We start from the raw sequence: 233 nt of genomic DNA, 5'->3' as shown, positions 1-233 counted from the left end.
AGATGTAAGTTCTGACTCACTGTTGCACAAAAGCATATCAGACGCCTGGGAAGGCGACACCAAAAGGAAGCTCTATGAGCGAAAAGCTACAGAAAGTGCTGGCGCGTGCCGGCCACGGTTCTCGCCGTGAAATCGAATCTATTATTGAAGCCGGTCGTGTGAGTGTTGATGGCAAAATTGCTAAACTCGGCGATCGCGTTGAAGTTACCCCTGGATTGAAAATCCGTATCGAT

The 233-nt window shown here is 48.9% G+C and carries 1 protein-coding gene; it reads left to right on the top strand.

Going from position 1 to position 233, the window contains the following annotated elements:
* Positions 1 to 74: 74 nt before the first annotated feature.
* The coding region (locus tag SB756_RS35780; protein WP_410913984.1) for a S4 domain-containing protein at positions 75 to 233 on the top strand (159 nt) is incomplete at its 3' end.

Origin of the sequence: Pseudomonas sp. SIMBA_068, from assembly GCF_046534705.1 — a bacterium.
Taxonomy (GTDB): domain Bacteria; phylum Pseudomonadota; class Gammaproteobacteria; order Pseudomonadales; family Pseudomonadaceae; genus Aquipseudomonas; species Aquipseudomonas putida.
This window is presented reverse-complemented; position numbering and strand designations above follow the sequence as displayed.